This is a genomic window from Variovorax sp. 278MFTsu5.1, from assembly GCF_048305045.1.
In the GTDB taxonomy this organism is placed as follows: Bacteria; Pseudomonadota; Gammaproteobacteria; order Burkholderiales; family Burkholderiaceae_C; genus Variovorax; species Variovorax guangxiensis.
The window spans coordinates 3222409-3245347 of record NZ_CP157622.1; the positions used below are offsets into that span (position 1 = coordinate 3222409).

General features: G+C 67.2%; 25 protein-coding genes. 20 read left to right on the forward strand and 5 right to left on the reverse strand.

Annotated features, from left to right (window positions below; genetic code table 11):
- Nucleotides 1-95: 95 nt before the first annotated feature.
- Nucleotides 96-431 carry an antibiotic biosynthesis monooxygenase family protein gene (locus ABL844_RS15015; protein ID WP_418131777.1) on the forward strand — a complete coding sequence of 112 codons (336 nt, stop codon included), beginning with the start codon at nt 96-98 and terminating at the stop codon, nt 429-431.
- 122 nt (nt 432-553) lie between these two features.
- Here the strand turns inward: ABL844_RS15015 and mnmC are convergent, their stop codons facing one another.
- A complete protein-coding gene (mnmC, locus tag ABL844_RS15020) occupies nt 554-2317 on the reverse strand; it encodes an FAD-dependent 5-carboxymethylaminomethyl-2-thiouridine(34) oxidoreductase MnmC (RefSeq protein WP_418131906.1) in 1764 nt (587 codons plus the stop codon).
- A gap of 183 nt (nt 2318-2500) precedes the next feature.
- Nucleotides 2501-2776 carry an oxidative damage protection protein gene (locus ABL844_RS15025; RefSeq protein WP_126019332.1) on the reverse strand — a complete coding sequence of 92 codons (276 nt, stop codon included), beginning with the start codon at nt 2774-2776 and terminating at the stop codon, nt 2501-2503.
- Between the two features lie 166 nt (nt 2777-2942).
- Between ABL844_RS15025 and ABL844_RS15030 the strand changes: the two genes are divergently transcribed.
- The 18 genes from ABL844_RS15030 (at nt 2943) to ABL844_RS15115 (ending at nt 18719) form a co-directional block, all read left to right on the forward strand.
- Nucleotides 2943-3992: a sulfate ABC transporter substrate-binding protein gene (locus tag ABL844_RS15030; protein ID WP_184638257.1), complete on the forward strand. Its 1050-nt coding sequence runs from the start codon at nt 2943-2945 to the stop codon at nt 3990-3992.
- A 128-nt stretch (nt 3993-4120) separates the two neighbouring features.
- The gene (ssuE, locus tag ABL844_RS15035; protein ID WP_418131778.1) at nt 4121-4705 is read left to right on the forward strand and encodes an NADPH-dependent FMN reductase; all 585 of its coding nucleotides are present in this window, start codon (nt 4121-4123) and stop codon (nt 4703-4705) included.
- Nucleotides 4706-4845: 140 nt separating this feature from the next.
- Nucleotides 4846-4983, forward strand: coding sequence for a hypothetical protein (locus ABL844_RS15040; RefSeq protein ID WP_165909539.1), 138 nt, complete (start codon nt 4846-4848; stop codon nt 4981-4983).
- A 31-nt stretch (nt 4984-5014) separates the two neighbouring features.
- Complete coding sequence (locus tag ABL844_RS15045) at nt 5015-5971, forward strand: sulfonate ABC transporter substrate-binding protein (protein ID WP_418131779.1); 957 nt, start codon at nt 5015-5017, stop codon at nt 5969-5971.
- Nucleotides 5971-7140 carry an FMNH2-dependent alkanesulfonate monooxygenase gene (gene ssuD, locus ABL844_RS15050; RefSeq protein ID WP_418120281.1) on the forward strand — a complete coding sequence of 390 codons (1170 nt, stop codon included), beginning with the start codon at nt 5971-5973 and terminating at the stop codon, nt 7138-7140. Before ABL844_RS15045 ends, ssuD begins: the two co-directional genes overlap by 1 nt.
- Nucleotides 7141-7149: 9 nt before the next feature.
- A complete protein-coding gene (ssuC, locus tag ABL844_RS15055; RefSeq protein ID WP_126019346.1) occupies nt 7150-7998 on the forward strand; it encodes an aliphatic sulfonate ABC transporter permease SsuC in 849 nt (282 codons plus the stop codon).
- A gap of 128 nt (nt 7999-8126) precedes the next feature.
- Nucleotides 8127-8972: an ATP-binding cassette domain-containing protein gene (locus tag ABL844_RS15060; protein WP_418131780.1), complete on the forward strand. Its 846-nt coding sequence runs from the start codon at nt 8127-8129 to the stop codon at nt 8970-8972.
- A 145-nt stretch (nt 8973-9117) separates the two neighbouring features.
- Entirely contained in the window at nt 9118-10407 is a 1290-nt protein-coding gene (locus ABL844_RS15065; RefSeq protein WP_369658266.1) for an O-acetylhomoserine aminocarboxypropyltransferase/cysteine synthase family protein, read from the forward strand.
- A gap of 20 nt (nt 10408-10427) precedes the next feature.
- Nucleotides 10428-11024 carry a malonic semialdehyde reductase gene (locus tag ABL844_RS15070; protein ID WP_418131781.1) on the forward strand — a complete coding sequence of 199 codons (597 nt, stop codon included), beginning with the start codon at nt 10428-10430 and terminating at the stop codon, nt 11022-11024.
- A 64-nt stretch (nt 11025-11088) separates the two neighbouring features.
- Nucleotides 11089-11304, forward strand: a complete 216-nt coding sequence (locus ABL844_RS15075) for a TOBE domain-containing protein (RefSeq protein WP_007829250.1) — start codon at nt 11089-11091, stop codon at nt 11302-11304.
- A 260-nt stretch (nt 11305-11564) separates the two neighbouring features.
- Nucleotides 11565-12227 carry an N-acetylmuramoyl-L-alanine amidase gene (locus ABL844_RS15080; protein ID WP_184638239.1) on the forward strand — a complete coding sequence of 221 codons (663 nt, stop codon included), beginning with the start codon at nt 11565-11567 and terminating at the stop codon, nt 12225-12227.
- Complete coding sequence (locus tag ABL844_RS15085; protein ID WP_418131782.1) at nt 12224-12790, forward strand: hypothetical protein; 567 nt, start codon at nt 12224-12226, stop codon at nt 12788-12790. The genes ABL844_RS15080 and ABL844_RS15085 overlap by 4 nt, the downstream gene beginning before the upstream one ends.
- A gap of 168 nt (nt 12791-12958) precedes the next feature.
- Nucleotides 12959-13915, forward strand: a complete 957-nt coding sequence (locus ABL844_RS15090; protein WP_418131783.1) for a TauD/TfdA dioxygenase family protein — start codon at nt 12959-12961, stop codon at nt 13913-13915.
- 137 nt (nt 13916-14052) lie between these two features.
- Complete coding sequence (locus ABL844_RS15095) at nt 14053-14538, forward strand: rhodanese-like domain-containing protein (RefSeq protein WP_418131784.1); 486 nt, start codon at nt 14053-14055, stop codon at nt 14536-14538.
- A 39-nt stretch (nt 14539-14577) separates the two neighbouring features.
- Nucleotides 14578-15492: a serine O-acetyltransferase EpsC gene (gene epsC, locus ABL844_RS15100; RefSeq protein WP_126019365.1), complete on the forward strand. Its 915-nt coding sequence runs from the start codon at nt 14578-14580 to the stop codon at nt 15490-15492.
- A complete protein-coding gene (locus ABL844_RS15105) occupies nt 15489-15758 on the forward strand; it encodes a helix-turn-helix domain-containing protein (protein ID WP_418131785.1) in 270 nt (89 codons plus the stop codon). The genes epsC and ABL844_RS15105 overlap by 4 nt, the downstream gene beginning before the upstream one ends.
- A 63-nt stretch (nt 15759-15821) precedes the next feature.
- Nucleotides 15822-16754 (forward strand): family 2A encapsulin nanocompartment shell protein, encoded by a 933-nt coding sequence (locus tag ABL844_RS15110; protein ID WP_184638231.1) that lies wholly within the window; start codon nt 15822-15824, stop codon nt 16752-16754.
- A gap of 66 nt (nt 16755-16820) precedes the next feature.
- Nucleotides 16821-18719: a family 2A encapsulin nanocompartment cargo protein cysteine desulfurase gene (locus ABL844_RS15115; protein WP_418131907.1), complete on the forward strand. Its 1899-nt coding sequence runs from the start codon at nt 16821-16823 to the stop codon at nt 18717-18719.
- Between the two features lie 17 nt (nt 18720-18736).
- On the opposite strand, the gene ABL844_RS15120 is transcribed toward ABL844_RS15115, so the two are convergent.
- The gene (locus ABL844_RS15120; protein WP_418131786.1) at nt 18737-19747 is read right to left on the reverse strand and encodes an alpha/beta hydrolase family protein; all 1011 of its coding nucleotides are present in this window, start codon (nt 19745-19747) and stop codon (nt 18737-18739) included.
- 105 nt (nt 19748-19852) lie between these two features.
- Here ABL844_RS15120 and ABL844_RS15125 point away from each other — a divergent pair, with 105 nt between their 5' ends.
- A complete protein-coding gene (locus ABL844_RS15125; protein WP_184638225.1) occupies nt 19853-21211 on the forward strand; it encodes an NAD(P)/FAD-dependent oxidoreductase in 1359 nt (452 codons plus the stop codon).
- Here the strand turns inward: ABL844_RS15125 and ABL844_RS15130 are convergent.
- Both ABL844_RS15130 and panE read right to left on the reverse strand, forming a co-directional pair.
- Nucleotides 21198-21866 (reverse strand): Asp/Glu/hydantoin racemase, encoded by a 669-nt coding sequence (locus ABL844_RS15130; RefSeq protein WP_418131787.1) that lies wholly within the window; start codon nt 21864-21866, stop codon nt 21198-21200. The two genes, ABL844_RS15125 and ABL844_RS15130, sit on opposite strands and share 14 nt — an antisense overlap.
- Before the next feature lie 7 nt (nt 21867-21873).
- Nucleotides 21874-22815, reverse strand: a complete 942-nt coding sequence (gene panE, locus ABL844_RS15135; RefSeq protein WP_418131788.1) for a 2-dehydropantoate 2-reductase — start codon at nt 22813-22815, stop codon at nt 21874-21876.
- Nucleotides 22816-22939 lie beyond the last annotated feature (124 nt).

Sequence of the window (22939 nt, forward strand, 5' to 3'; positions counted from 1 at the left end):
GAACGCACGGGCGTCGATGCCGCAGAATCGGCGCCAGTCCATTCGACCGTCCGGCTCGCACATCCGTTGCGCCACCCAGGAGATTCCGGCCCGCCATGTACTGCGCCACCTTCATCTTCGCCAAGAAGCAGTTCGACGACGAGTTCCACCGCCTCGACCAGACCATCGCCGCAGCCGCCAGGTCGCTGCCCGGCTACCTGGGCGAGGAGATGTGGGAAAACCCCGGCAACGGGCTCGTGTCGAACGTCTACTACTGGGATTCGCTCGACAGCCTGCAGGCGCTGATCAGCCACCCCGCGCACCAGCAGGCCAAGGCCGCGCAGGCGAACTGGCTCGACGGCTACAAGGTGGTGATCTCCGAAGTGCTGCGCACCTACGGGGACAGCCGCATCGACCACATGCTGGCGCCCTCGGTGCACAGCGCCGGGTAGTCAGGCAGGCAGCCGATGCCCGAAGCATTCGGCCCTTTGCAGGTGCTCGGCGGGCCGGCGATCGGCATCTTCCCGGGCGCCATGGTGGCCTGCTGGGCGTGACCCCGGCCACGGGCTGATTCTCAGAGCCGCTGAGTGCCGAGCGCCTTGGCCAGCGCGGCCGGCAAGGGCAGCGGCTCGGCGTGCCATTGCGCGGCCAACAGCTCGGCGCACAGAGCGGCGAAGCTCAGGCCGCGCGAGCCCAGGGCTGTGCAGGTCCAGAGGCCGGCATCGACCGGGCCTGCAAGAGGGCGCCGGTCGCCCGAAGCGCATCGAACGCCGACCCATGTGTGGCTCTCGCCGCCGGCCAACGCCCTGGCGGCGTCCGGGTGCAGACGCTCGAGGCGCTCGCGGTTTGCGTTGCTGTCCGCCTCGGTGGGGTCGAGGCTGGTGCTGTCGCGATCGAAGGTGGCACCGGCCAGCCACATCGCTGCATCGCCGTGCTCGCCGGGGACGTGAGCGACCAGATGACCGTCGCCGTTGACCGGCGTCGTGGGTAGCAGGGCGCTGTCGTCGGGCATCGGGCCCCAGGCGACCTGTCCGCGCACTGGCTGCAAGGGGAGCGCAGGAGCGAAGCGGCCCGATTCGAAGCCGGCGCAGATGACGATGCGATCTGCTTCGGTCAGCAGTTCGCCCGCCGCGTCGAACAGCTGCCAGCCGTCTTCATGGTGCTCCAACCGCGCCACCCGGCAACCGCCACGGAATTCGACGCCCGGCTGGCGCAGCCAGGCGGCAATCAGGCGTTGCGGCTTCACCCAGGCTGCGCGGGCATGCCAGATCGCGGGAACATCGGCGGGCAAGCCTGCCGCTGCCAGCTGATCAGCACCGGCAGGCCACGATTCGTTCGGCCCCTGGCTGCTCCAGCCGGCGGGCACGCGGACATCGCCATCGGGCCGGCGCTCCAGCACGCCGCTGGCGCGCCAGTCCCGGCCTTCTTCGAGCAGCCGTGTCAGTTCGATCCAGGTCGCACGGATGCCGGCGCGCGTGAGCCGCGAGAGCAGGGCGTCGTCGGGGGATACATGCGGCGCGAGCATGCCCACCGGCAGCCCCGAGGCGCCGGATGCGGGCCATTCGGCCGCGTCGAGCACCGTCACCTGCCAGCCGCGCCGTGCCAGGCTGGCCGCCACGGCCGCACCTGCGAGGCCCGCGCCGATAACGGCGCAGCGGCCCGGCGCCTCGATGCGCTCCGGCGCGGGTTCGCGGCGGCGCACGGTCCAGGCGGGGGCGAAGGTGCCGCGCAGGCAGTCGCGCTTGGGCGGCAGGCCGGGTCGCTTCTCGACGGCGAAGCCTTGCTGCGCGAGCGCATCGCGGATCGCCCGAGCGATGGTCCAGGTGGCGATGCGTGTGCCCTGGCGGGCGAAGCGCGACACGGCCTTGAGCGTGTCCGCCGACCACATCGCCGGGTTCTGCTGCGGGCTGAAGCCGTCCAGGAAGATGCTGTCGGCCTCGAAGCGCTGTGCGCGCAGCATCGGCTGCACGTCGCCGACGCACAGCGTGAGCAGCACGCGGCCCTCGTCGAAGGCCAGCCGATGGAAGCCGGGCAGCAGGCCGTTCCACTGCGCGGCCAGTTCACCAGCAAGGGGTGCGAGTTCGGGGTACGCCCCGGCCGCGCGCACCAGATCGCCGGCCGAGACCGGATGGGCCTCGACCGAGACGAAGTGCAGCAGCCGAGGCCGTGCCGGATCGGCGCGCCACGCCTGCCAGGTTGTCAGGAAATTGAGGCCCAGGCCGAAGCCGGTTTCGAGAATCCGCCATTGGGGCTGTCCGCCCCAGGCCTCGGGCAGGCCGCAGCCGCCGAGGAAAACATGGCGCGACTGAGCCAGTGCGCCGGTTTCGGTGTGATAAATGTCGTCGAAGCGTTCGCTCCGGGGAACGCCGTCGGCGCGCCAGGTAACAGGCTCACCCCCAGGCTTCGCGTACTTCGTGTCGCTTCGCCCACCCCCTTCGAGGGGGCAACACCTGCAGCCCGGCGAAGCCGGTTCTGCAGTGTTTCCCGAAGAAGAGGTGGGCGGCAATCGCAGGGGTGACCGTCAGGGGGCAGATGGGGGAACGTAGCCCTGGGCCACGTCGGCGCCTTCGCCGAAGAAGTGCTTTTCCATCTGCCGCGCCAGGTACTGGCGGGCGCGCAGATCGGCAAGGTTCAGGCGGTTTTCGTTGACCAGCATGGTCTGCTGCTTCAGCCAGGCAGCCCAGGCTTCCTTGCTGACGCTTTCCCAGATCCGCTTGCCCAACTCGCCGGGGTAGGGCGGGAAGTCGAGACCTTCGGCTTCTTTGCCGAGCTTGATGCACTGAACCATGCGTGCCATTTCTGTTGCCTTTTGAACGGGAAAAGTGGGGATACGGGAAAAAAAGCGGGAAAGGGCTGCTTAGTTGATTTGGCTATTTAGAACTGAAAACTTGGTCGTTCCAGTTTCTATATGTCGTATTGAGAATACGCAGCTTCATCGATATGCCTTTTCAGAGCAAGACACCATGAGCCTTCGCCGCGACTTTATCAAGCTTTCCCTGGGTGCCGGCGTGGCCGGTGCCATGGCCCTGTCGGCGTTGCCGACGTTCGCGCAGGGCGCCGCGGCGGCCAAGGGCCCCGTGACGCTGCTGAATGTGTCGTACGACCCGACACGCGAGCTCTACGTGGACTACAACCAGGCCTTTGCCAAGTACTGGAAGGCCAAGACCGGCCAAGACGTGACGGTCAAGCAGTCGCACGGCGGCTCGGGCAAGCAGGCCCGCTCGATCATCGACGGCATCGATGCCGACGTGGCCACGCTGGCGCTCGGCGGCGACATCGATGCACTGGTTTCGCACGGCGGCCTGGTCAAGGCCGACTGGCAGAAGCGCCTGCCGCACAACTCCGCGCCCTACACCTCGACCATCGTGTTCCTGGTGAAGAAGGGCAACCCCAAGGGCCTGAAGGACTGGGACGACCTGGTCAAGCCCGGCGTGCAGGTGATCACCCCGAACCCCAAGACCTCGGGCGGCGCCCGCTGGAACTACCTGGCTGCGTGGGAGTTCGCCAAGCGCAAGTACGGCGGCGACGCGAAGGCCAAGGAATACATCGGCAACCTGTTCAAGAACGTGCCCGTGCTCGACACCGGCGCGCGCGGCGCGACCATCACCTTCGTGCAGCGCGGCGTGGGCGACGTGCTGCTGGCCTGGGAGAACGAAGCCTTCCTGGCGCTGAAGGAATTCGGCCCCGAGAAGTTCGAGATCGTGGTGCCGTCGATCTCCATCCTGGCCGAGCCCAGCGTGTCGGTGGTCGACAAGGTCGTCGACAAGAAGGGCACGCGCGCCGTCGCCGAGGAGTACCTGAAGTACCTGTACTCCGACGAAGGCCAGGACATCGCGGGCCGCAACTTCTACCGCCCGACCTCCGAGAAGGCCAAGGCCAAGTACGACAAGCAGTTCCCCAAGCTCACGCTGGTGACCATCGACCAGGCCTTCGGCGGCTGGGCGAAGGCCGACAAGGAGCACTTCGCCGACGGCGGCTCCTTCGACCAGATCTACACAGCGAAACAAAAGTAACCCCCCCGGCCGCGCGCACTTCGTGTCGCTTCGCCCACCCCCTGCCGGAGGGCGGGCCGGCCGCTTCGGGCGGCCGTGCGCGGCGGCCCCGCGAATTCGCGCTTTTTTTCATCGAACTGAGGTTTTCCGTGTCCGTTCTCCTGATTGCCGGTAGCCCGACGGCCCCGTCCCGTTCCACCGCCTTGCTCGATGCGGTGGGCGAGCGGCTGGCCCGGCGCCATGCGCGGATCGAGCGGCTCGCCGTTCGCGAACTGCCAGCGCAGGCGCTGCTCTTGGCCGAGTGGAACCATCCGGCCATCGAGCGCGCCATCGCCCAGGTGGCGGCGGCCCGCGTGATCGTGGTGGCCACGCCGGTCTACAAGGCGGCCTACAGCGGCCTGCTCAAGGTTTTTCTCGACCTGCTTTCGCAGAGCGCGCTCAAGGGCAAGACGGTGCTGCCGCTGGCCACCGGCGGGAGCCCGCACCACATGCTCGCGCTCGACTACGCGCTGCGGCCCGTGCTGCAGTCGCTGTCTGCGCGCCACATTCTTCCGGGCGTATACGCCAGCGAATCGCAGATCGCGCTGACGCCCGAGAACGCCTACCAGGTGCACAACGACCTGGCCGAACGACTCAACGAGGCCGTCGAGGTACTGGCCACCGAGGGCCTGAAGCTGCCGGCGACGCACGGCTTCGAGCCGGTGCCGTTCTCGCGCGTGCGATGTAGCGTCTGAAAGCACGGGCCGCGCGCCAGCGCGAGCCCGGCTTTTCCGGAACTCTTCCGCCGGTCATCCCGCTTTCCTTTTTGAACACCGCCTGTGCGCGGTGCGGGACAGCCTTTGCCTTTCGTTTCGCAACACCAAGGAACCTACGCATGACCCCCGTTGCCACCGAAGACTCCGTGCTCGACACGACCCCGCGCTCCCTCTGGCATGCGCTGGGCGACCTGGCCGCGAGCGTGATCGTCGTCAGCGCCGTCGCGCTGATCGTGAGCTTCATCGCCGCTGCCTGAGCGCGCGGCCAACACAGTCGAAAGCCTTCTCATGACACTGATCTCCGCACCCCGCCGCCGCCTGCTGCAGGGCGTTGCCGCCGCCATTGCGCTGCCTTCGTTCGGTGTACTGGCGCAGTCGCCGGCGCGCCAGTTCCGCATCGGCCACCAGAAGGGCTACCTCACGCTGCTCAAGGGCCGCGGCACGCTCGAGAAGCGCCTCGCGCCGCTGGGCGTGAGCGTGAAGTGGACCGAGTTCACCGCCGGCCCCGTGCAGCTCGAGGCGCTGAACGTCGGCTCCATCGACTTCGGCGACGTGGGCGAGGCGCCGCCGATCTTCGCGCAGGCCGCCGGCGCGCCGCTGGCCTACGTGGGCGCGACCGTGCAGCGTCCGCAGTCCGAAGCGGTGCTGGTGCCCAAGGGCTCGGCCATCAAGACGGTGACCGAACTGAAGGGCAAGAAGATCGCGCTCAACAAGGGCTCGAACGTCCACTACTTCATCGTCAAGCTGTTCGAGAAGCACGGCCTCTCCTACACCGACCTGAACCTGGTCTACCTGCCGCCCGCCGACGCGCGCGCGGCCTTCGAGAAGGGCTCGGTCGATGCCTGGGTGATCTGGGACCCGTTCCTGGCCGCCGCCGAGAAGTCGCTCGACGCACGCGTGCTCGCCGATGCCACGGGCGTGGTCGGCAACCGCGCCTACTACTTCTCGTCGCTGGACTACGTGGCGAAGAACGCCGACGTGCTGTCCATCGCGATCGAGGAGCTCAACAAGGTGGACGCATGGGGCGCCTCGAACAAGGGCGAGCTGGCCGGCGAGCTCGCCGCTCTCTGGGGCCTGCCCAAGCCTGTGGCCGAACTGTCGGTAAACCGTTCGGCGTACGGCACCACGCCCATCACCAAGGCCATCCTGGCCGAGCAGCAGAAGATCGCCGACACCTTCTTCGAGCTGAAGCTGATCCCGAAGAGGATCAACGTGCTCGAAGCGGCCGGCGCGGGAGTCGCGTGATGCAGATCTTCTGGTTCCTCCCCACGCACGGCGACGCCCGCTACCTCGGCACCAGCGAGGGCGCGCGCCCGATCGACCTGGCCTACCTGCAGCAGATCGCCGGCGCGGCCGACAACCTCGGCTACGAGGGCGTGCTGATACCGACGGGCCGCTCCTGCGAAGACCCGTGGGTCATCGCCTCCAGCCTGATCGGCGCGACGAAGAAGCTCAAGTTCCTGGTGGCGGTGCGTCCGGGGCTGCACCAGCCCAGCCTCGCCGCGCGCATGGCAGCGACCTTCGACAGGCTCTCGGGCGGGCGCCTGCTCGTCAACCTCGTGACGGGCGGCGACCAGGCCGAGCTCGAAGGCGATGGCGTGTACCTGGACCATGCCTCGCGCTACGAGCAGTCGGCCGAGTTCATCCGCATCTGGCGCGAGATCATCGCGCGCAGCCACGACGGGCAGGCCTTCGACTACGAGGGCAGGCACCTGAGCGTGAAGGGCGCGAAGCTGCTCTACCCGCCGGTGCAGAAGCCGTATCCGCAAGTGTGGTTCGGCGGCTCTTCGGCGGCTGCGCACGAGCTGGCGGCGGAGCAGGTCGATGCCTACCTTACCTGGGGCGAGCCGCCCGCCGAGGTCGCGAAGAAGATCGCTGACGTGCGGGCGCGCGCCGAGCGCAAGGGCCGGCGGGTCGAGTTCGGCATCCGCCTGCATGTGATCGTGCGCGAGACGGAAGACGCCGCCTGGAAGGCCGCCGAGGAACTCATCAGCCGCGTGGACGACGAGACCGTGATCCGCGCGCAGGCCGCCTTCGCGCGCATGGATTCGGAAGGACAACGCCGCATGGCCGCGCTGCACGCGGGCGGCGCCAAGCGCACCCGCGCCGAGCTGGAGATCGCGCCGAACCTCTGGGCCGGCGTGGGCCTGGTGCGCGGCGGTGCCGGCACGGCGCTGGTGGGCGATGCGAAGACGGTTGCGGCGCGCATCGAGGAATATGCGGCGCTGGGCCTGGACAAGTTCATCCTGTCGGGCTACCCGCATCTCGAAGAGGCCTACCGCTTCGCCGAGTTGGTGTTCCCGCTGCTCTCGCGCAGGGCGAAGACACGGCTGGCGGGCGGCTCGCTGAGCGGCCCGTTCGGCGAAGTCGTCGCCAATCTCGATGCGCCTTCGCGCCTCGTCTCCCAAAGTTGAAGGACTGCCATGACCGAACAGGTTCAGGAACTGCCGGCGGTGGTGCCGGCGGAGAACGCGGGCAACAACGCATTCAAGGCCTTCGCCGCCAGCGTCGCGAAGCGGCTGGTGCCGTGGCTGGTGCCGGTGGGGCTCATCGTCTTCTGGCAGATCGCGTCGTCGCTGGGCTGGCTCAGCACCCGCGTGCTGCCGGCGCCGGTCGACGTGGTGAAGGCCGCGTGGAACCTCACGGTCTCCGGCGAGCTGTGGACGCATGTGAAGGTCAGCGCGGGCCGGGCGCTCGCGGGGCTGGCCATCGGCGGCGGCGCGGGGCTGGTGCTGGGGCTGCTCACGGGCTCGGTGAAGTTCTTCGAGACGCTGCTCGACTCCACCATCCAGATGGTGCGCAACATCCCGGCGCTGGCGCTGATTCCGCTGGTGATCCTGTGGTTCGGCATCGACGAGTCGGCCAAGCTCTTTCTCATCTCGGTGTCGGTGTTCTTCCCGATCTACCTGAACACCTTCCACGGCATCCGCAACGTCGATCCGCAGCTCATCGAGATGGGGCGCACCTACGGCCTGTCGCGCTGGCAGCTGTACCGCGAGGTGATCCTGCCGGGCGCGCTGTCGTCGATCCTCGTGGGGCTGCGCTTCTCGCTGGGCCTGATGTGGGTGATTTTGATCGTGGCCGAGACGATCTCGGCGCAGGCCGGCATCGGCTACCTCACGATGAACGCCCGCGAGTTCCTGCAGACCGACATCGTGCTGGTGGGCATCCTGCTGTACGCGCTGCTCGGCAAGCTGGCCGACCTGTTCGCCCGCGGTCTGGAGCAATGGTGGCTGCGCTGGCACCCCGGCTACCAGAAGAAGGCGAAGTGAGGGCAGGGGAATGATGCAGTCGTCAGCCCCCATCACTCGTCGTGCCGCCGTCCTCGCCGAAAGACTGCTTCACCGAACGATCGACGCGCCGAACGTGGCGCTATTCAAGCCCGGAGCCTGAAGAAACCATGAGTGCCGTACTGAAAGACATCCAACCCCTGGCTCGTTCGCACGAAGGCGTTGCGGGCGGCGTGCGCCTCGAGGCGCGCAACTTGCATAAGCGATATGGCGCGCGCGAGGTGCTGCGCAACACGCGCCTCGCCATCGAGCCGGGCCAGTTCATTGCCATCGTCGGGCGCAGCGGCTGCGGCAAGAGCACGCTGCTGCGGCTCATCGCGGGCCTGGAGGAGCCGAGCTCCGGCGGCCTCTACACCGACGGCAAGGCCGTGAACGGCCTGCACGACGACACCCGCATCATGTTCCAGGAGGCGCGCCTCTTGCCCTGGCGCCGCGTGCTCGACAACGTGACGCTGGGCTTGCCGAGCGACGCCAAGGCGCGCGGCAAGGAAGTGCTGGCGCAGGTCGGCCTGGCCGACCGCGAGAACGAATGGCCGGCGCGCCTGTCGGGCGGCCAGCGCCAGCGCGTGGCCCTGGCGCGCGCGCTGGTGCATCACCCGCGGCTGCTGCTGCTCGACGAGCCGCTGGGCGCGCTTGACGCGTTGACGCGCATCGAGATGCATCGCCTCATCGAGAACCTGTGGCAGCGCCACCGCTTCACCGCGCTGCTGGTGACGCACGACGTGCAGGAAGCCGTTGCGCTGGCCGACCGCGTGATCCTGATCGAGGACGGGCGCATCGCGCTCGACGAGAACATCGCGCTGGCCCGTCCGCGCTCGCAGGGCGACCCGGCCTTCGCCGCGATCGAAAAACGAATCCTCGACAGGGTGCTGCAGAAGTCCGGAGAGACCGAAGCCGAGAGCACCGACGCCAGCTGGCTCGCCACGCCCGCGCACGCGTTGCGCTGGGCGATTTGATGTCCACCCCCAGGCTTGCCCACTTCGTGTGGCCGCCAACCCCCTCGCCGGGGGCAATACCAGCGGCCCGGCAGAGCCGGTTCCGCGGTATTCCTGGATGAACCCGTCAGCCCGTTCTTTCCTTCAACCCTGAAAGGTATTCCGCATGTCGCAGAACTGGAAATTCGAAACCCTGTCGGTCCACGCCGGCTATTCGCCCGATCCGACCACCCGCGCCGTGGCGCCGCCCATCTACCAGACGGTGGCCTACGCCTTCGACAGCGCGCAGCATGGCGCAGACCTGTTCGACCTGAAGGTGCCGGGCAACATCTACACCCGCATCAACAACCCGACGCAGGACGTGCTGGAGCAGCGCGTGGCGGCGCTCGAAGGCGGCATTGCCGCGCTCGCGCTGGCCTCGGGGCAGGCGGCTGTGACCTACGCGATCCAGACCATCGCGGAGGCCGGCGACAACATCGTCAGCAGCACCGCGCTGTATGGCGGCACCTACAACCTGTTCGCCCACACGCTGCCGCAGTTCGGCATCACCACGCGCTTCGCGGACCATCGCGATCCTTCGAGCTTCGAGAAGCTCTTCGACGAGCGAACCAAGGCCGTGTTCGTCGAATCGCTGGGCAACCCGGCGGGCAACGTGACGGACATCGCGGCCATCGCCGAGATCGCGCACCGCAACGGCGTGCCGCTGATCGTCGACAACACGGTGCCCTCGCCATACCTGAGCCGGCCCATCGAGCACGGCGCCGACATCGTGGTGCACTCGCTCACCAAGTACCTGGGCGGCCACGGCACCAGCATCGGCGGCGCCATCGTCGACTCGGGCAAGTTTCCGTGGGCGGAGCACAAGCAGCGCTTCAAGCGCCTGAACGAGCCCGACGTGAGCTACCACGGCGTGGTCTACACCGACGCGCTGGGACCGGCCGCCTACATCGGCCGCGCGCGCGTGGTGCCGCTGCGCAACACGGGCGCGGCCATCTCGCCGTTCAACGCCTTCCTGATCCTGCAGGGCATCGAGACGCTGGCGCTGCGCGTCGACCGCATCAGCGACAACGCTCTGCGCGTTGCGCAGCACCTGAAGACCCACAAGGCGGTGAAGTGGGTCAACTACGCGGCGCTCGAAGACCACCCCGACCATGCGCTGGCGAAGAAGTACCTCGGCGGCAAGGCCAGCGGCGTGCTGACCTTCGGCATCGGCTCGGGGCGCGAGGGCGGCGCCAGGTTCCTCGACGCGCTGAAGCTCTTCACGCGCCTGGTCAACATCGGCGACGTGCGCTCGCTGGCCACGCACCCCGCATCGACCACGCACCGGCAGCTCTCGCCCGAGGAGCTGGCCAGGGCTGGCGTGACCGAGGACACGGTGCGCCTGTCGGTCGGCATCGAGCACATCGACGACCTGATCGCCGACCTCGACCAGGCACTCGCCGCGGCGTCGAACTGAAGAACATTTCATTTGAAGCAATGACCACTCTGCAAGCCATCCCCGAAGCCGCGCTGGACCAGCTGTTCCGCAAGGCCCGCACTGTGCACGCGTTCAAGCCCGTGGCCGTGACCGACGAGTTCATCCACAAGCTGTACGACCTCCTCAAGTGGGGCCCGACCGCCTTCAACGCCCAACCGGCACGCTACGTGTTCGTGCGAAGCGAGGAGGCCAAGGCGAAGCTGAAGCCGGCCGTGTCGGCGGGCAATACCGCCCAGACGCTGGCCGCCGGCGTGACGGTGATCGTGGCGCAGGACACGCGCTTCTACGAGCACCTGCCCAGCCAGTTCCCGGCCTACGACGCCAAGCCGCTCTTCGAGAAGAGCGCCGAGGCCGCGCAGGCCACGGCCTTCCGCAACAGCAGCCTGCAGGGTGCCTACCTGATCCTGGCCGCGCGAGCGCTCGGGCTCGATGCTGGGCCCCAGTCGGGCTTCAACGCCGACCTGATCGACAAGGCCTTCTTCCCCGATGGCCGCTATCGCGCGAACTTCCTCGTCAACCTCGGCGTGGCCGACCACGCGGGCACCTTCGAGCGCGGGCCGAGGCTGGCGTTCGACGACGTGGCCGAGATCGTCTGAGCGCCACCAGTCCGCCGTGCTTTTCCTCAACGAATTCCCTCATCAACCTGAAAGAGAACCCATCATGTCCATCCAAGCCATCAACGTCCGCAACCAGTTCAAGGGCAAGGTCCGCGAAATCATCCGCGGCGACGTCGTCTCCGAAGTCGACGTCGAAACCGCCTGGGGCATCGTCACCTCGGTCATCACCACGCGCTCGGTCGACGAGCTGCAGCTGAAGGTGGGCTCCGACGTGGTTGCCCTCGTGAAGTCCACCGAGGTTTCGATCGCGAAGCTCTGACGGACCCTCGGGCATCTGCGACGACCCGGCGCTGTGATGGCGCCGGGTTTTTTTGTTTGTGAAGTGTGAGTTTTCAGCGGTTTACAGGCTGCGAGCTCATCGACTGTGCTTAATTCCGGAAATCGTTCGAATCTTTCAAAGACCTGAATCTTCCTTGAAGTCGTCGCCATAGCATGCGCCGCGAAGTCGTGATCCGCACATCGATGCGTCGATCACGGCTTCGTGAATGCATTCAAACAGACACTTCAGGGAGGAACCGCATGCTCGTTGAGATTGACGAACATGGAATGATCAGCCACGCGCGAGTGAGACATGCTCGCAGTCCACAGATCGAACGAGGGAAGAGGGCCGGGGCGATCACCGGCATCGTCGTGCACCAGACGGACGCCGATACTTCGGCGTCTTCGTTGGACAGCTACAAGCGGCCGAAGGCGAACGGGGCGCACTTTCTGATCGACAAGGATGGAACGATCTATCAGACGGCGGCGATTTATCAGAGGACGAATCATGTGGGGCCGTTGCAGGCAAGATGTCTGAACGCGGGGAAATGCAGCCTGGGCGATTTCAAGAGCGTAGGAGCCGAGGGAATGCATCGCATCGAGATGCGCAAGCCACCAGGTGAACGCTATCCGAGCAACATGGAGGCAATCGGAATCGAGATAGTCGGTAGAGCCAGGTTGCCTGCGGGGTTCAAACCAGCTGGCAAGCAGATCGAATGGTCGCTCGAGAAAATTCGAGGCGAACACGGCATCTTCGATGAGCCTACCGCAGCCCAGAATCAAGCGCTCTCCTGGCTCGTCAGCGTGCTCGCGGAGTCGATAAAGATCGGATCGACCGAAGTATTTCGTCATCCGGTGGTCAGCAGAAAGAACATCACGGAGGCACAAGGCGCGAACTGGAGTCCGGCCGTAACGACACCATGAACAACATCAGCATTCCCAAAATCGCAGCCGCGCTTATCGCAATGGCTGCGGCGCTCCTGGCGCAAGCGGCGGACAAGCGATATCCGATCGAATACGTGCGGAAGGTGAAAGTCACCGAGCCATCAAAGCGAAACATTGCCTGGGAGAACAAGGATTTCTTGAACTGCGATGACGTTGTATTGACGCAGGAGGACGTCCTTTACGCCTTGCGGCATATGCGGAGAGTCTCGTGGAAAGGCTATGACCCGGAAAAGGTGGACGCCACCGGATGCGAAGGGGAGGCACTCGTGACGTTCAAGAACGGGCAAGTACTCGCCATGGGCATCGAGCCCACGGGACGGATCGGTACTGCGGAGTACGACGCGCAGATGAAGATCGTTTCGGGCTCCACGAGCTTCTATGAGTGTGTTCCATGCCGAGACCGCAAGATGGCTCTCCTGAAAGATGCGCTGTACCGCGCAGATGAGCGAAGGCTGAAGAAGCTGGTCGTAGAAGGCCAGCTCTCCGCCAGCGAAGCGCAGACCCGGCTGAAGAGGGCTCGAGATTCGCGCGACAAGCCCTGAGTGAGGTATCGATCGATCCGAAAACCCGCCACGGCGGGTTTTCTTTTGCCAACCCTTCATCGACGCCCCTCTTAGTTGCCCTGTGCATTAGAAATTGCAAACACCTTCCTTCCACCCCCAACAGGCGCCTCGCAGAATCTTCCGGATCCCCCGAAAAAAGGACCTCCGATGAGCGCCATTCCTTCTTCCACAACCCCCGCGCAAGCCGAGCATCACCACGAACTCGACGTCGTCCGCCAGGCCGGCCACATTGGTGCAGAGGTGCGCGGCGTGCGCCTTTCGGGCTCGCTTCAGCCCGAGGTGTTCGGCGCCATCAAGGCCGCGCTGCTGAAGCACAAGGTGCTCTTCTTCCGCGGCCAGCAGCATCTGGACGACGCACAGCAGGAGGCCTTCGGACGCTTGTGGGGCGAACTGGTGCCGCATCCCACCGTGCCTTCGAGGGACGGCACACGGCTGCTGGAGCTCGACTCGCGCCACGGCGGCCGCGCCAATTCGTGGCACACGGACGTGACCTTCGAGGTCGCCTATCCGCAGGTGTCGATCCTGCGGGCGGTGGTGATCCCGGCCCATGGCGGCGACACGGTCTGGGCCAACACGGTGGCGGCCTACGAGAGCCTGCCCGACGATCTGAAGGCGCTGGCCGACCGGCTGCGCGCCATCCACGGCAACGACTACGACTACGCCGCCACGCGCTCACCGGCCGATCTGGACGAGGAGGGCACGAAGCGCTACCGCGATGTCTTCACTCGCCGCCTGCTCGAGGCCGAGCATCCGGTTGTGCGCGTGCACCCCGAGACCGGCGAACGCAGCCTCGTGCTCGGCCACTTCGTGAAGCGGCTGGCCGGGCATTCCACGCACGATTCCGGCCATCTGCTGAACGTGCTCCAGAGCCATGTGCACCGGCTGGAGAACACGGTGCGCTGGCGCTGGACCCAGGGCGACGTCGCCATCTGGGACAACCGTGCCACGCAGCACTACGCGATCAACGACTACGGCGACCAGCACCGCGTGGTGCGCCGGGTGACCATCGCGGGCGACGTGCCGTATGGCGTGGACGGTGCGAAGAGCGTGGACCTGACGGCCCCGGCCGTGCGTGCGGCCGAAGCTGCACGAGCCGTCGCCTGATCGCGCCTGAATCGATCCTTTACAACGGCTGGTTGTTAGAAATCGACTTTTCGGTTGTTTGAGCTTCGGCGCCCGGCTCCTACAGTGGTGGTTATCGCCACCAAGGCGTATCCAACGCACAACAGGAGCCTCACAGCATGTCAGTGGAAGTTGAAGAAGAAGTCATCGCCTTGCCCGAAGCACTCGAACAGGCGCGCGCCAGGGCCGCCGGGAGCAATCTGCCCTATGCGGGCGGCGTCGCGCCGCAGAAAGCCTGGGAACTGGTACAGAACGGCCAGGCCGTACTGGTCGACGTGCGCTCCGGCGAGGAGCGCAAGTTCGTCGGCCATGTGCCCGGCAGCCAGCACGTGGCCTGGGCCACGGGCACGGCGCTCACGCGCAATCCGCGCTTCGTGCGCGAGCTCGAAGCCAGGCTCGCGAAGGACGGCGGCAAGGAAGCCGTCGTGCTGCTGCTGTGCCGTAGCGGCAAGCGTTCCGCGCTGGCGGCCGAGGCTGCGGCAAAGGCCGGCTTCACGAACGTCTTCAACGTGCTCGAAGGCTTCGAGGGCGAGATCGATGCGCAGCAGCACCGCGGCGGCTCCGACGGCTGGCGCTTCCACAAGCTGCCCTGGGTGCAGGACTGAGACCGCACCCGAACACTACTTCTCCGGGAGGAAATACAGATGGCCCATTTCGAGGTGAGCGACATCGTGCGCGCACTGCATGGCGTGCGCGACGAGTGGCGCGATTCGCAGCGGCGCTCGCGCGAGCCCGGCGCGCGCGAGTTTCCGTCGCGCGATGCGCTCGCGCAGATCGTCGAGTCGCTCAAGGGCGCGCTCTTTCCGATGCGGCTCGGCCCGCCGGACCTGCGCCACGAGAGCGAGGACTTCTACGTCGGCCACACACTCGACTCGGCCCTGCAGGCGCTGCTGGTTCAGGCGCGGCTGGAGCTGAACTTCAATGCGCGCCACGAGCCGCGCCCTGCCAGCGAAATCGACGATATCGCCACCGAGGCCGTGCGCCGCTTCGCGAATGCGCTGCCGGGCCTGCGCAGCCTGCTCGACAGCGACGTGCTCGCCGCCTACCAGGGCGATCCGGCCGCGCGCAGCGTCGACGAGGTGCTTCTGTGCTATCCGGGCGTGCTCGCGATGATCCACCACCGCCTTGCGCATGAGCTCTACAAGCTCGGACTGCCGCTGCTGGCGCGCATCGTGGCCGAGCTGGCGCATGCGCAGACGGGCATCGACATCCATCCGGGCGCGAAGATCGACGCGGGCTTCTTCATCGACCACGGCACGGGCGTCGTGATCGGCGAGACGGCCGTCATCGGCAAGCGCGTGCGGCTCTACCAGGCGGTCACGCTCGGCGCCAAGCGCTTCCCGACAGATACCGAAGGCAACTTGCAGAAGGGCCTGCCGCGCCATCCGGTGGTGGAGGACGACGTGGTCATCTACGCCGGCGCGACCATCCTCGGGCGCGTGACGCTCGGCAAGGGCGCCGTCATCGGCGGTAACGTGTGGATCACCGACGACGTGCCGCCGGGCGCGAGCGTCACGCAGGCCAGCTTGCAGAACGCACCGAAGGCAGGTGGCGTATGAAGGCGTTCGTCGAAGACTTCGGCGTGACCATCCGTCAGCTGCGCGAGGACAAGGGCTGGTCGCAGGAGGAACTGGCCGAGCGATCGGATCTGAACCGCTCCTACGTTGGGGAGATCGAGCGCGGCCGCGTCATTCCATCGATCGTCACCGCGCAGAAGCTGGCTACCGCGCTGGGTATCAACATGGTCGGCCTGCTCATGCGCTGCGAGCAGTTGGAGCAGTCGCGTCTCGCGCGAAGGATCAACTTGGCGGCTATAGCCTGTTGAGGGAAAACCCGTGGCCGCCGGACACTGGCGGCCACTTTTTTCTCAACCACGAAAGCCTGATCCATGAGCGCAACAGTTGGTGGTACCACCGCCCTTGGCGACAACGCCGCAAGACAGCTGGCCAATGCCACCAAGACAGTCCCCCAACTCGAGACCATCAGCCCGCGCTGGCTGACGCACCTGCTGCAGTGGGTTCCGGTGGAGGCGGGCATCTACCGCGTCAACAAGGTCAAGAACCCGGAGGCCATCAAGGTCACCTGCACGTCGCGCGAAGAAGAGAACCAGCTGCCGCGCACCTTCGTCGACTACGAAGAGAACCCGCGCGAGCACTACCTGAACGCCGTGAGCACCGTGCTCGACGTGCACACCCGCATCTCCGACCTCTACAGCAGCCCGCACGACCAGATCAAGGAACAGTTGCGCCTGACGATCGAGACGATCAAGGAGAACCAGGAGAGCGAGCTCATCAACAACCCCGACTATGGCCTGCTGGCACAGGTGAGCGAAGAGCAGCGCATCTTCCCGCTGACCGGCGCGCCCACGCCCGACGACCTCGACGAGCTGCTGGCCAAGGTGTGGAAGGAGCCCGCCTTCTTCCTCACGCACCCGCTGGCCATTGCCGCCTTCGGCCGCGAGGCCACGCGCCGCGGCACGCCGCCGCCGACGGTGAGCCTCTTCGGCTCGCAGTTCATCACTTGGCGCGGCATTCCGCTGATCCCGTCGAACAAGGTGCCGGTGGCCGATGGCAAGAGCAAGATCCTGCTGCTGCGCGTGGGCGACAAGCGCCAGGGCGTGGTGGGCCTCTTCCAGCCGGGTCTGTCGGGCGAGCAGGGGCCGGGGCTGTCGGTGCGCTTCATGGGCATCAACAACCACGCGATCGCGTCGTACCTGATCTCGCTGTACTGCTCGCTCGCGGTGCTGACGACGGACGCGCTGGCGGTGCTCGACGATGTCGAGATCGGCAAGTACCACGACTACGCCGACACCTACAAGTAAGCCGCTGTGAGCAGCACTCCATCGATCCCGGGCGAGGCGCCGTTCGACCCGGCGGTTCTCGCGCGCATGGCCAGCGCCATGTTTTCCGCACTGCCGGGCACGCCGCCCGACTCGGTGCCCGGCGTGGCGAACGGGCTGGTGCCGGGAGCGCAGTTTCCGGCCAACGTCGCGCCCGCGGGTTCGCCGCTGGCGAGCCCTGCCGGCTTCGGGCCCAGCGTGCCGGGTACGCCCTTCCCACAAGGGCAGATTCCGGGCGCCAACCTGGTGCCGGCATCGCCGACGCAGGTGCCTTCGCTCGCGAACCGCGCGCCGGCGCTGGTGCCGCACGCGGTGGCGGGCAACGGCGTGCCGGACAGCGTGCTCTCGGTGGCGCCGGCCTTCGAGCCGCGCTCGGGTGGCACGGTGCAGGGCGTGCCACAGCTGAATGGGGCAGTGGCACCGCAAGCCGCGGCTTCGTCGTTCTACTTTCTGGACAACGGCTACGGGCATCCGTCGGCCGGCGCGACTCCCGTGGTCTCGCCCCCTCTCCCGCTTGCGGGTGAGGACTGGAGTGAGGGCCAGCGGACGACGCAAGGTGCGGGGCTGCCCCTCACCCCAACCCTCTCCCCAGAGGGGGGAGGGAGTGAACCCCAGTTCTACTTCGTCGACGCGGTGCGCCTGCCCAGCGGCTTCGTCACGCCCGCCAAGCCCGATCCGCGCGGGCCCGGCGCCGTGCCGCTGGCCGACAGCGGCCAGCATCCTCCCTTCGACATCCAGGCCGTGCGGCGCGACTTCCCGATCCTGCAGGAGCGCGTGAACGGCAAGCAGCTCGTGTGGTTCGACAACGCGGCCACCACGCACAAGCCTCAGACGGTCATCGACCGCATCTCGTATTTCTACGAGCACGAGAACTCCAACATCCACCGAGCGGCGCACGAGCTGGCCGCGCGCGCGACCGACGCCTACGAAGGTGCCCGCGAGCGCGTGCGCAGGTTCATCAATGCGCCCGAGGTCGAAGAGGTGATCTTCGTGCGCGGCACCACCGAGGCCATCAACCTCGTGGCCAAGAGCTGGGGCGGACAGCACGTGGGCGAGGGCGACGAGATCGTCGTGTCGAACCTGGAGCACCACGCCAACATCGTGCCGTGGCAGCAGCTTGCCGCCGCCAAGGGCGCGAAGCTGCGCGTGATTCCGGTGGACGGCTCGGGCCAGGTGCTGCTCGACGAATACCGCAAGCTGCTGAACGACCGCACGAAGATCGTCGCCGTCACGCAGGTCTCGAACGCGCTGGGCACGGTGGTGCCGGTGAAGGAGATCGTCGAGCTGGCGCACCGCGCTGGCGCGAAGGCGCTGGTGGACGGCGCGCAGTCGGTCTCGCACATGCGCGTGGACGTGCAGGACATCGGCGCCGACTTCTTCGTCTTCTCCGGCCACAAGGTGTTCGGCCCGACCGGCATCGGCGTGGTGTGGGGCAAGCGCGAGGTGCTCGAAGACATGCCCCCGTGGCAGGGCGGCGGCAACATGATTGCCGACGTGACCTTCGAGAAGACGGTGTTCCAGCCGATCCCGAACAAGTTCGAGGCCGGCACCGGCAACATCGCCGACGCCGTGGGGCTGGGCGCCGCCATCGACTACGTCAACAAGATCGGCATCGAGAACATCGCGCGCTACGAGCACGACCTGCTGGTGTACGGCATGGCGCAGCTCGGCGCGATTCCGGGCGTGCGGCTGATCGGCACGGCGGCCGACAAGGCCAGCGTGATGTCCTTCGTGCTCGACGGCTACACCACCGAGGAGGTGGGGCAGGCGCTGAACGAGGAGGGCATCGCGGTGCGCACCGGCCACCATTGCGCGCAGCCCATCCTGCGCCGCTTCGGCGTGGAAACCACGGTGCGGCCCTCGCTGGCCTTCTACAACACCTTCGACGAGATCGACCGGCTGGTGGCGGTGGTGCGGCGGCTGGCGTCGCAGCGGCGCGCGGGCTGAAGACTGGTCAGTGAAGGTCAGTGCGTTGGCCCGAGGTGGCGGTTGAAGAAGGCCGCTACCTCGGCGTTGAACGCCTTGTGAAAGGCGATTCGGTCGAAGCCGGGCGCATCGCGGCAGATTTCGATCCTGGCATCGAGCTGTGCTTGCGAGCACGGTGCGAGAAAGCCGAAGTGTTCGGCCTTGTCGGCCACATGCCATTCGGGCGCCAGGGGCAGGTTGCTGCGAACGGCGGCCACGCTCTCGGGCGTGACGCCGTCGCCGCCGTAGGTCGACGCCCAGAGCTCGATCGGGATCTTCACGTTCTTCAGGCCCCGGGCGTCGAAGAGCATGCCGAGCGGGTCGGCGATCACGGCCGCCTTGATGCGGGTGTCGTGCGTCAGTGGCGTGGCCAGCAGTTCCTGAAAGCCCTGTTTCACCCATTCGCACGCCTTGCCTTCGGGCTGCGTTGCGCACGGGGATGAGGGCAGCGGCGGCAGCCGCTCGAAGTCCGGGCGCGCTCCCGCGAGCACGAGGCCCGTGTAGCCGCCCCTCGAAAAACCGTAGAAGCCGATCCGGTCGGCCGCGATCCTGCCGTGCGCGGGCCACTTCTGGAGCATGTGGTCGATCAGCCGCTTGATGTCGGTGGTTCGCGTCGCCAGCGCGACGATCCTGTCGTCCGGGCCGCCACGGAGCTGGAAGTTGTCTTGCGAATGGCTGATGGCCGCGACGATGAAGCCCGCGTCGGCGAGCGCCTGCGCCGTGTCGTGATGGCCGAGGAAGGAGCCGCCGTAGCCGTGCGAGATCACGACGAGCGGCAGCCGGGCGTTGCCCGGCGGGAGCGGACAGTCCCGCACGCCCTGGATCGTGTTGCGGCCCAGCTTGATTTCGCCCGCGGGTGCGGCGCACGGTGTCCATACGGCGCCCTGCATCGCCGGGCCTTCGCGGTCGGCAGGTATATCGATGGTGCTGAAGCCGGCGGCATGGGCGAACACCGCCGACAGGCATGCGGCGGCGAGGCAGAAGGGGCGCAGAAGATGGAGGAGGCGCATTGCCCCAGTGTGCGGCGCCAGCCGGCGAGCCGCTTAGCAGGCTTTGCGGTCTTCGCAGGCCGCCGCGCTATGCTTGCGATTGTTAACAACGTTGCCTGCCTTCGCATGTCCCTGTCCCAAGCTTCTTCTCCCGCGCCCCGGGCCGCCGACGAATCCTGCGACGTGCTGGTCGTCGGCGGCGGTCCCGCCGGATCGACCATCGCCACGCTGCTTGCACGGCAGGGCCGCAAGGTGGTGCTGCTGGAGAAGGCGCACCACCCGCGCTTTCACATCGGCGAATCGCTGTTGCCCGCGAACGTGGAGCTGTTCGACAAGCTCGGCGTGCGCGACCAGGTCGAGAAGATCGGCATGCCGAAGTTCGGCATCGAGTTCGTCTCGCCCGAGCACGAGCACCGCAGCTACGTGGAATTCGGCGAGGGCCTGGACAAGTCGCTCGACTCGGCCTGGCAGGTCCGCCGCTCGGAGCTGGACGAGCTTCTGTTCCGCAACGCCGCCACCTGCGGTGCGCAGGCCATCGAAGGCTGCAAGGTGCGCGACGTGGCCTTCGACGCCGAGGGCGCGACGGTCCAGGCCGAGATGGACGACGGCGCGCGCCGCAGCTGGCGCGCCCGCTTCGTGGTCGATGCCACCGGCCGCGACACGTTGCTGGCCAACAAATTCCGCTGCAAGCAGAAGAACCCCGACCACAACAGCACCGCGCTCTTCGGCCACTTCACCAACGCCGAGCGGCTGGAGGGCAAGAAGGAAGGCAACATCAGCATCTGCTGGTTTCCGCACGGCTGGTTCTGGTTCATTCCGCTGGCCGACGGCACCACCAGCGTGGGCGCGGTGTGCTGGCCGTACTACCTGAAGACGCGCGACAAGCCGCTCAAGGAGTTCTTCTACGACACCATCGCGACCTGTCCGGTGCTGGTGGACCGCCTGAAGAACGCCACGCTGGTCGACGACGCGGTGCATGCCACCGGCAACTTCTCGTACTCCAGCACGCACGCCACGGGCGATCGCTACCTGATGCTGGGTGATGCCTTCACGTTCATCGACCCGATGTTCTCCTCGGGCGTATACCTCGCCATGCACAGCGCCTTCGACGGTGCTGAACTGGTGGCGACAGCGCTCGACAAGCCGGCCCAGCTGGCCGCGGTACGCAAGGGCTTCGAGGCCATGATGCGCAAGGGCCCGCGCGAGTACTCGTGGTTCATCTACCGCGTGACCAACCCGACCATCCGCGACATGTTCATGCATCCGGGCAACCCGTTTCGCGTGAAGGAAGGGTTGATGACGCTGCTGGCCGGCGACATCTACCGCGGCACGCCGATGCGCGGCCCGGTCGGCATGTTCAAGGTGCTGTACTACCTGATCTCCATCGGCAACATGCGCCGCACCTGGGAAGGCTGGAAGCGCCACCGCTTCAACATCCGCGACATGGGGATGCTGAAGGGCGAGACCATCCTCAAGTCGGACTGAGCGCCAGGGCCAGGGCCACCGCGTGGGCGGTGCCTGGCGCGGGGCTGCTGAGCACGTCGATGCCCAGGTCGGCGAGCGTATCGGCCACGGGGGCCATCGAGGCCTGGGCCAGCACGACGACGTCGGCCTCGATTGCCGCCGCACGGATCGCGCCAGCCAGTGTCTCGATGTAGCGCGCGTGGGCTCCGGCTTCGAAATGCGGCCATGCGTCCTCGACGAACAGCAGGGCCGGCTGGACGGCGATTCCAGCGTTCTGTGCGGCGGAAAGAATCAGGGCCTTCGTAGGCGCCAGCGTGCTTTCGAGCGCTGCGGCGATCAGCACGCGAGGCCCGGTGCGAACGGCCTTGTCGGCCATGGCCCGGTCGATGCGCAGGGCTCTGAATGCATCGCCGGAGGGCGTGCGTTCCGCGATGGCGCCGATGGTCGAGCAGGTGCACACCACGACCTTTGCGCCGCCCGCGGCGGCTTCGTGCATCGCCTCGTTGACGCGGGCGATGAGGTCGGCGTCGTCGACGCCGGTGACGCGCGCGTCAGCCAGCAGCTCTTCGCGCACCACGTGCCGCACACGCAGCGCGGGCGCGTTCTCGCGCACCAGCCGCTCGAATGTCGGCACGTGGACCTGTGCCGTGTGCAGGAAGGCGAGCGCGTCTTTCATCGGATCCTCAGACAGCCGCGGCAGCCTCGCGTGCGCGTCGCGCCTCGTAGGCCTTGAGGTGCACGTAGGCGGTGCGCAGCACGGTGGGCACCGTGGCGTTGCCGGGCGCTGCGCGGCTCAGCAGGTCGCCGACGATGTGATCGGCTTCCACGGCCGCGCCGCGCGCCATGTCCTTGTACATCGAGGCCGTCATCGGCGAGCCGGCGGCCGTGATGATGGCGCGGCCGCGCTGCACGGCGGCGGGACGCGGCGCGAAACCATTGTGGGCGGCGATGGCGCAGCACTCGTCGAAGATCGACAGTGCCACGTCCTGCCCGCCGGCGGCCACGATGTCGCCGATGGAGGCGTGCATCAGGCTGGTGAGGCCGGCGGCCGAGGCGATGAAGACCCACTTCTCCCACATGTCCTGCGAGATGTTCTCGCTGGCGGTGGCATCGAACTTCGCGCCGGCGAACTGCGCCGCGATGGCGTCGACCCGCGCCGAGCGGCCGCCCGAGCGTTCGCCGAAGCTCAGGCCGTGCATGTCGTTGAGATGCAGCACGCGGCCTTCGTCGTCGAGGGTGGCGGAGATCATGCACAGTCCGCCCAGCACGCGCTCGCTGCCGAATCGATCGGCAAGCCTGTCGATGTGGCTCATGCCGTTGAGCAACGGGAGGATCACGGTGTTCGGGCCCACGGCTGGCGCGAAGGAGTCCATGGTCGAGCCGAGGTCGTAGGCCTTGCTGCCGACCACGATCACGTCGTAGGTGCCGTCGATGCCATCGGCCAGCACATGCTTCGGAGATGGCAACTGCAGGTTGCCGAAGGGGCTCTGCACCACCAGCCCGGTCTTGGCGAGCTGGGCCGCGCGGCGCGGGCGCAGCAGGAAGGTGACGTCGCGTCCCGCCTCCAGCAGACGGCCGCCGAAATAACCACCGAGTGCGCCGGCACCCACCACCAGAAATCTCATCGCGTTTCGCTCCTGTATTCGACAGAGGAAAAAAGACCGGCCGCGATGATGCCCGGGATCGCCGCAGCCTGCTTCGAGCGGGCGCCTTCCCCGGCTGTCGGCGGCGGGCAAATGGCAAGAGGTG

Coding starts and splice junctions, on each gene's coding strand:
- ABL844_RS15095 (WP_418131784.1), top strand. CDS start 14,053: ATGTCAGTGGAAGTTGAAGAAGAAGTCATCGCCTTGCCCGAAGCACTC.
- ABL844_RS15105 (WP_418131785.1), top strand. CDS start 15,489: ATGAAGGCGTTCGTCGAAGACTTCGGCGTGACCATCCGTCAGCTGCGC.
- epsC (WP_126019365.1), top strand. CDS start 14,578: ATGGCCCATTTCGAGGTGAGCGACATCGTGCGCGCACTGCATGGCGTG.
- ABL844_RS15075 (WP_007829250.1), top strand. CDS start 11,089: ATGTCCATCCAAGCCATCAACGTCCGCAACCAGTTCAAGGGCAAGGTC.
- ssuD (WP_418120281.1), top strand. CDS start 5,971: ATGCAGATCTTCTGGTTCCTCCCCACGCACGGCGACGCCCGCTACCTC.
- ssuC (WP_126019346.1), top strand. CDS start 7,150: ATGACCGAACAGGTTCAGGAACTGCCGGCGGTGGTGCCGGCGGAGAAC.
- panE (WP_418131788.1), bottom strand. CDS start 22,815: ATGAGATTTCTGGTGGTGGGTGCCGGCGCACTCGGTGGTTATTTCGGC.
- ABL844_RS15015 (WP_418131777.1), top strand. CDS start 96: ATGTACTGCGCCACCTTCATCTTCGCCAAGAAGCAGTTCGACGACGAG.
- ABL844_RS15030 (WP_184638257.1), top strand. CDS start 2,943: ATGAGCCTTCGCCGCGACTTTATCAAGCTTTCCCTGGGTGCCGGCGTG.
- ABL844_RS15040 (WP_165909539.1), top strand. CDS start 4,846: ATGACCCCCGTTGCCACCGAAGACTCCGTGCTCGACACGACCCCGCGC.
- ABL844_RS15090 (WP_418131783.1), top strand. CDS start 12,959: ATGAGCGCCATTCCTTCTTCCACAACCCCCGCGCAAGCCGAGCATCAC.
- ABL844_RS15125 (WP_184638225.1), top strand. CDS start 19,853: ATGTCCCTGTCCCAAGCTTCTTCTCCCGCGCCCCGGGCCGCCGACGAA.
- ABL844_RS15045 (WP_418131779.1), top strand. CDS start 5,015: ATGACACTGATCTCCGCACCCCGCCGCCGCCTGCTGCAGGGCGTTGCC.
- ABL844_RS15115 (WP_418131907.1), top strand. CDS start 16,821: ATGGCCAGCGCCATGTTTTCCGCACTGCCGGGCACGCCGCCCGACTCG.
- ABL844_RS15080 (WP_184638239.1), top strand. CDS start 11,565: ATGCTCGTTGAGATTGACGAACATGGAATGATCAGCCACGCGCGAGTG.
- ABL844_RS15065 (WP_369658266.1), top strand. CDS start 9,118: ATGTCGCAGAACTGGAAATTCGAAACCCTGTCGGTCCACGCCGGCTAT.
- ABL844_RS15110 (WP_184638231.1), top strand. CDS start 15,822: ATGAGCGCAACAGTTGGTGGTACCACCGCCCTTGGCGACAACGCCGCA.
- ABL844_RS15085 (WP_418131782.1), top strand. CDS start 12,224: ATGAACAACATCAGCATTCCCAAAATCGCAGCCGCGCTTATCGCAATG.
- ABL844_RS15060 (WP_418131780.1), top strand. CDS start 8,127: ATGAGTGCCGTACTGAAAGACATCCAACCCCTGGCTCGTTCGCACGAA.
- ABL844_RS15130 (WP_418131787.1), bottom strand. CDS start 21,866: ATGAAAGACGCGCTCGCCTTCCTGCACACGGCACAGGTCCACGTGCCG.
- ABL844_RS15120 (WP_418131786.1), bottom strand. CDS start 19,747: ATGCGCCTCCTCCATCTTCTGCGCCCCTTCTGCCTCGCCGCCGCATGC.
- ABL844_RS15070 (WP_418131781.1), top strand. CDS start 10,428: ATGACCACTCTGCAAGCCATCCCCGAAGCCGCGCTGGACCAGCTGTTC.
- ABL844_RS15025 (WP_126019332.1), bottom strand. CDS start 2,776: ATGGCACGCATGGTTCAGTGCATCAAGCTCGGCAAAGAAGCCGAAGGT.